Here is a 7,095-nt window from a genome sequence, read left to right as displayed (position 1 = left end):
AGAAGCCTACACACAAAATCTACCGCACAACCAATTGGCCCGCATATAACCGAGCACTCATTAATCGCGGAAATATTGCCCTTTGGTTTGATCCTGCTACGCAATGGTATGCTCCATCAAAAGGCAAACAAGGGCGAAATCAAACCTACTCCGACGCAGCCATCCAATGCTGCTTAATGATTAAATCCTTATTCCGTCTATCTTTACGTATGGTCACTGGCTTTGTGCAAAGTCTGATTAAACTTTGCGGATTAAATTGGACCGCACCAGATTACAGTACGCTTTGTAGAAGACAAAAGCATATTGATATTGCAATCAGCTACCAAAAAAGTAGCGATGGGCTGCATCTACTCGTAGACTCTACAGGGATGAAGTTTCTAGGTGAGGGCGAATGGAAACGCAAGAAACATGGAGCTGAATATCGTCGCCAATGGCGTAAACTACATATTGGTATAGATGCCAAAACCCTACAAATACGCGCTATTCAGCTCACAACCAATAATGTCTGTGATTCACAGGTGCTTGGTGATTTACTTAATCAGATTCCACAAGATGAGCAGATTGACTCTGTTTATACCGATGGAGCTTATGACACCAAGCAATGCCGTCAGGTCATTGCAGATCGGCAAGCACATGCGGTGATTCCACCTAGAAAAAATGCGAAACCATGGAAAGATACAAAGAGTAGCTCGCTAGAGCGAAATGAATTACTTCGAACAATTAAACGTTTAGGTAGGACACTATGGAAAAAATGGTCAGGCTATCATCGCCGAAGTTTGGTTGAGACTAAAATGCACTGCATCAAATTATTAAGAGATAAACTCAGTGCAAGGAGCTTTGATAGCCAAGTCAATGAGGTTCATGCACGTGTAGCAGTCCTCAACAGATTTACGGAATTAGGTCGACCACTTACCCAAGTTACGCCTTAAATTTGGCTCAATTAGGGGCGCTTTGCCTTTCAAATCTTTGTGCAACAAAGCCATTTTTGATATAAACCACACTGTTTACAAATCCATCTTTTCATAGCTCAATTTTGGAATTACCATGCTTAGTTTCTGAATAGTATTAATATACCTTCGTAAATATTAAGGAACTTGGATGTTGCACCATTCCTTCTCACCACCTCATTATTTATAATTCTGAGGAGAAGTAGCATCATCAAAAAACTTAAAAATTGAACAAAAATCCTGATAAGTCTGTAAGGGTTAAACTACATCAGACAACTAAAAATCAAATCTTGAGTTACATTTAAATATCTATAATTTTCTAAGCCTTATATATCGCTCCACCGTTAAAAACACTTTGAAGTTTTCTTTTTTTTAAAGTTCCACAAGCTATAAAATATAAAATACAGAAAAATTAAAAATTATTTTGCATATCGACATGTCATCTATTTCCTACACCTATCCAAGCCTAAGACTTCAAAAAGATGATCCAATCCAACAATAAATTCATACAAGCCCGATAAAAACATCATCCTATTTTCACTATGCTCTGATCTGGATTTAACGTGTTTATTGATTGTGTATAGGAAGTTTCATTATGAGAAAAGTTTTATTGGCCTTAGGCTATTTGATTGCAACACCAGCTTTTGCAAGCTCAAGCGGAGAAATTACTTTTTCCGGTTTAATCATTGAAGAAACAAGTTGTCAGGTCATTACAATCCATAAGATGGTAAAACCAGATTGCTTTCACAATGGTGATGCCGTAGCAATCAGGGAGATCCTTTCCCAAGCCCAGCTCGAATATTTAGATCAAGATAAAAATCTGGCAGTGATGCAACTTACTTATCATTAAACCAGTTGTCTCATTTAAAAATTATTTTTCTTTTGCAATATAAGTATCAACCGCTTGATTCAAGGTCATGACCACCTGAATCAGATGGTCGGTTAATTTCTGAATCTCATGAAAGTCGACTTGCTGTTCACAGGCTTGTTGCAATTCACGACAAAGCTTTTCAATCTCCAAAGCACCAATAATTTGAGCTGCACCTGCCAGTCGATGAAAAGAATGGCCTAGAGCCAGTGTATCCTGCGTTTTAACCGCTTGTTTGACCTGATCAAGATCTTTTATATTTTCATCGCGGGTTGTGGTTAATAACTTTTCTAATAGTTGCTGATCAGCTTGAACCAGTTGTTGTAATGCATCTAAGTCAATAAGCTGTTCTAATGAAGATGCATTTTCAAGAGGGTGATGACTCTGACGGGCGACCTTATTGAGCAGACTTTCTAACTGCGTTAAACGTAAGGGTTTAAATAAACAATCATCCATTCCTGCTGCTAGACAACGGGCTTTCTCTTCAGGTTGAGCATTTGCCGTCAGGCCAAAAATTGTAACCGCTCTTGTTTGATCTTGGCGTAAATGCCGGGTTAAGGTGATCCCATCCATGATCGGCATATTGCAATCGGTAATGACCAGATCAAAGTCATCTTCCTGCCATTGCTTTAAGGCTTGGTCTCCATTCTCTGCTTCTACAACCTTATGACCTAAACGTTCAAGCTGAGACTTCAACAACAATCGGTTGGCAGGATGATCGTCGACCGCCAGAATATGTAATGGCTGAATTTGCTTAATCACCTCGGCAATCGGCTCAACCGATTCATGCATTCGCTGACGATGCTCAACCGGAATATGTACCGTAATATGAGTGCCCTTGCCTAACTCACTATGCAAGATAATGACCCCGCCCATCATCTTCACCAGTTGAGAACAGATCGCTAACCCTAAGCCAGTCCCGGTTTGCAGCTTACCCGCCTCAGACTGTTTGTAGGGTGCAAATATTTTTTCCTGATCTTTCTCAGCAATTCCAATACCGGTATCGGAAACCTGCATTTCCAATACCGCCGTGTGCTCGTTCTTTCTCAGAAATTTCACCTGCACGTCAACCGAACCTTGCTCGGTAAATTTGATTGCATTGCTAATAAAATTGGAAAGAACCTGATGCAAGCGTAGGGAATCAACAAAGATTTCATCGGGATGTAAGATATCGATATGGCTATAAAGGGTTAGATTTTTCTGACGTGCCAAGCCGTCAAATACGCGCACGATCGGTGTAATCAATTCGTTAAAAGGCGTCCATTTAGGCGCCAGTTCAAGCTCACCAGATTCAATTTTAGCCATATCCAGAATTTCACCAACCAGTCCCATAAGGGATTGGGCTGACTCATAAGCAACCTGGATGGCCTCTCTGTCCGTTTGGGAAAAGCTTTTATTGGTCACCGTCAATTCTAACAAACCAATAATGGCACTGATCGGTGTACGGATTTCATGACTCATTGTCGCGAGGAACGTACTTTTGGTACGGTTCGTCTGTTCCGCTTTCTCTCTGGCTGAAGATAACTCGCTCAGAAGATACTCATGCTCGGTAATATCTTGCCAGCTGCAGATCAGTCCATTGACTGCGCCATGAATATCCTCATAAGGAACGGCCTGATGCATAATCACCCGTGCTTCTTCACCATTACTTATGGTATATCGATGCCTATGGAATGAATGCCCTTGAGGATGATTCAGGATTTCCTTTAAATTGGAATAAATCGTATATAACGGATGTGTGGATGAAGTGAGCGCCTGTTTATCCAGATCAGTCACATCCAGCTTAAAAAAATCGGTCCATGCCTGATTGTGGTTAAGGATATTTCCCTCACGATCAATTACATAAACTGGCACAAGCATACTATTAAATAATGTTTCTCTAAACACGATTTGTTCTTGTAGTTGTGTTTGGGTCTTCTTGCGTCGGGCAATCTCTTGGCGTAAGTAATAATTCCAGAATAGAGAGGTCAGGACCAAAGCCACAAAAATGCCTGCTAACCAATAAAACTCTTTACGATAAACGGTCCAAGTATCTAATTTGACATCCGGCGTTCCTTGCCATTTATTGGCAATGATCGAGATATCTCGAGGTGAGATGTCTGCCAGAGCTTTATTCAATATGCTATAGAGTTGCGGTTCGTCACGGCGTACAGCAAAGCCCATCTGTGAAGGAACATCGCCTATTCTTGACGCAATCTTAAGTTCGCCCCGAAAAAAGCGATCAATCATGTAGTTGGCACCCATCAGGTTATGAACCGCCCCATCAACTTTATTCTCTTTCACCCATTGCATGGCCAAACTGGCATTATCAGCTTTGACCAATTCAATTTGCGGATATTCTTTTTTTAACCACTGCCATAAAGAATTATCAGAAGTGATGGCTAAGGTTTTAATTTCAGAGAGTGACGTTGGGGCTGTGGCACTATTATTTACAATCAATACAAAGGGTGGATGCACATAAGGCCGTGTAAAGATTAACTGCTTGTCCCGCTCATCGCTATAACTCATCGCAGCAATAAAATCAGCCTTTTTCTGTTTCACCAGTTCAAACATATCTGCAACGGATGTCGCTTCGATCACTTTGAAATTTAAACCGGTTCTTAAGTGAATCAAGCGTAATAGATCTGCCCCAACACCATAAAACTGCCCATTTTCATCAAACATGGTAAAGGGTGCATATAAAGGATTAATCACCACCCGTATTTCAGGGTTCTGCTCTAACCAACGCTGCTCTTTCGCCGTTAAAGTAAATGAAGGCTGAGATTTCCATAATGCTTCGGCCTGACTCCACTGACTGGTAATGGCTTTATGCTGAACCAGTGTCACTGCCTTTAAAACGGTATTTACAACGTGCTGAAGCGGCTGATCTTGTTCTCGAAATACGAAATGAGGCCCCGTAATCTGGTCTGTCGACACCACATCGGTAATGGACAGTAAATTGGCGTAATTACGCTCAATCAGAAAACTGGTTTCGGTAAGATTCCCAATGAAATAATCATTTTCACCAAAGGCCACAGAGGATAAGGCAACTGGGGCAAATGCATAACGGGTTATTTTTGCTTTGGGATAATATGTTTTTACCCAGTCATCGCTCAAATAACCTTGCGGCATTGCTATTTTTACATCTGTGCTGTCTGTTAAGGCCGAGGCCAAAGGCATATTACGGCTTACAAAAGCAATATAAGAGGGATTAAATGGCTGACTCGTGATCAGATGATCCGCTTGTTTAAAATTTTTATTACCATAGTCGATAAACATATCGACCTGCCCTTGTTCAAGGCCTTTTAGCGCAGCAGTTCTATCTGCATAACGTAACACCTTGATCCGTAAACCTAATGAATACGCAACCAAAAGGCTGTAATCAGCAGCAATACCCTCCCATACACCAGATTCCGTCACCAAATCAAAAGGGGGTTTTTCAGGGGCATAAACTGCAACCGAAATTTCTCTTTTTCTACCTAACCAGTGCCAGTCACTGTCTGATAATTCAAATTTAACCTGAGGCAGTGGTTCCCGACTGAAAATATTCATGGATTGAGGATTTTGTGCCCATGTACTGCCCACCATCAAATAAGACAGAATGCAACCGAAGAACCAGCGCTTAGGCATAAGCATACTTAACCTAAATTATTTCTTTGAACAAAGTCATATAGTTCCATCATATTTTTTAATTCCAGCTTTTCCATCAAACGGCGTTTATAAGTACTGACTGTCTTGTCACTGATATGCATCAGCGTTGCAATATCAATGACTTTCTCACCTTTGGCCAAAAAATTTAAGACTTGTAACTCTTTGGCTGAAAGTCCCGCAATTCTCTCTTTGTCACCAATCGAGTTGTTGGTTGCGGCTTCATAACGCGCAAGACTACGTGGAAAATAACCATAGCCACTTCTCAGCACGCGGATTGCATCATGCAGTTCTGTAAGCTGATTTTTTTTACTAATAAAACCATCGGCACCGGCACTGGCGCAGCGCTTGATGTAATGATCGTCATCTTTACCACTCAACACCAGCATGCCACCTTTATAGTCATTCTTGCGTAAGCGTTGCACCACATCGATTCCATTCATGGATGGAATATCAATATCAATTACCACTAAATCAGGAACGAGTTGCTTTATCAGTGACATTGCTTCCAGTCCATCGCCAGCTTCTGCAATAACGGTCATACCTTCTTTTTCAAGAAGCATTCGAACTGCCATACGGGCAACTGGATGGTCATCTACAATTAAAGCGTTTCGCATATCGTTCCTTAAAATAAGTCCCGTCAACCCGACATAAATCGATGAGTAACTATTTATATATTATAATACCAAGCCTACTACATCCCACAATTCAAGGTTATAGTCGATCTACTATATCTCCGTCATTTTAACACTACTTTTAAATCAGGTTTATCTGATATCGAATAAAAATAAAGCAGTTCATAATTCTTTCTAACATAGATTGTTAGCACACAAGCCTAGTTTATGAACAAAAATATCGAACATCAGGATTACCTCGCCCGCTTTGTTTTAAATCTGGCGAATATTATTTCATGGCTGGTTATTGCTATTGTCGTTATTTGTCTTTTTTATCTCTTAGCCCTGAAATATCAACTTGTACCCGCCTGTATGTATATTTCAGATTAAAGTCACTCTTCATCTTAAGCATATCAGTAACATTACTGGTTTTATAGGGTTCACCAAGCCCTATAAACTGCCCCCCATAGCAATATTTTGGGGGCTTTTTTATGCTTTTCCATATCTCATTAAAATTTTCAACAAGCAGGAAGACTAAAATAAAACTATCATTATGAAATAGAAGGATATTCTAAAAAAATATATTTAATATGAGGCAGGAATAGCTGAGGTTACATACAAAAAGATTTGGGCTAGAATCAGTCATAGGCAACAAGAATATAAAAATAAACGCTCAGGAAGATCAATAAAGCTGTTGCCAGACATAAACATGTATCGATATTACAAAAACTTTTCAGGAATTTTATTAGATCCATTAATCTCTTCCTCTATTACTCGCAACAATCAAACGTCACTCCGAGCAATCATTTTCAGCTTCTATTTTAGTTAAAACACCCTGAGCCTGTCACAGGATTGCGGTTCATACTGTATCGCTAACACCGCCATTATCATCAATACCACTAGCAAAATCGCAGCTGAAATGCTCAAAAGTTCAGTCCATGCTGCAATACTTGACAGTAAAAATACAACGGCGAGTATCCAGCCTGAACCTCGATTTAACATTCAATCACCTTGATTTATTGATAGCTTCATCAATAAA

At 40.1% G+C, this 7,095-nt stretch carries 4 protein-coding genes; 2 read left to right on the top strand and 2 right to left on the bottom strand.

The window, feature by feature from the left end:
* Positions 1-929: IS5 family transposase (locus ACINWC323_RS10320; RefSeq protein WP_009509646.1), on the top strand; the 929-nt coding region annotated here is incomplete at its 5' end.
* 613 nt (positions 930-1,542) lie between these two features.
* The gene (locus ACINWC323_RS10325) at positions 1,543-1,797 is read left to right on the top strand and encodes a YmdA family protein (RefSeq protein ID WP_009511471.1); all 255 of its coding nucleotides are present in this window, start codon (positions 1,543-1,545) and stop codon (positions 1,795-1,797) included.
* A 21-nt stretch (positions 1,798-1,818) separates the two neighbouring features.
* Here the strand turns inward: ACINWC323_RS10325 and ACINWC323_RS10330 are convergent, their stop codons facing one another.
* Both ACINWC323_RS10330 and ACINWC323_RS10335 read right to left on the bottom strand, forming a co-directional pair.
* Entirely contained in the window at positions 1,819-5,424 is a 3,606-nt protein-coding gene (locus ACINWC323_RS10330; protein ID WP_009511270.1) for a transporter substrate-binding domain-containing protein, read from the bottom strand.
* Between the two features lie 8 nt (positions 5,425-5,432).
* The gene (locus ACINWC323_RS10335) at positions 5,433-6,059 is read right to left on the bottom strand and encodes a response regulator (RefSeq protein WP_009511120.1); all 627 of its coding nucleotides are present in this window, start codon (positions 6,057-6,059) and stop codon (positions 5,433-5,435) included.
* Between the last annotated feature and the right edge of the window lie 1,036 nt (positions 6,060-7,095).

The organism is Acinetobacter sp. WC-323 (genome assembly GCF_000314615.1).
Classification (GTDB): Bacteria; Pseudomonadota; Gammaproteobacteria; order Pseudomonadales; family Moraxellaceae; genus Acinetobacter; species Acinetobacter courvalinii.
The sequence above is the reverse complement of the archived record's forward strand: the minus strand, read 5'-3'. Positions and strand labels throughout refer to the sequence as shown.

Excerpts from the sequence above, each read along its gene's own strand:
- ACINWC323_RS10325 (WP_009511471.1), top strand. The coding sequence starts at position 1,543 with ATGAGAAAAGTTTTATTGGCCTTAGGCTATTTGATTGCAACACCAGCT.
- ACINWC323_RS10330 (WP_009511270.1), bottom strand. The coding sequence starts at position 5,424 with ATGCCTAAGCGCTGGTTCTTCGGTTGCATTCTGTCTTATTTGATGGTG.
- ACINWC323_RS10335 (WP_009511120.1), bottom strand. The coding sequence starts at position 6,059 with ATGCGAAACGCTTTAATTGTAGATGACCATCCAGTTGCCCGTATGGCA.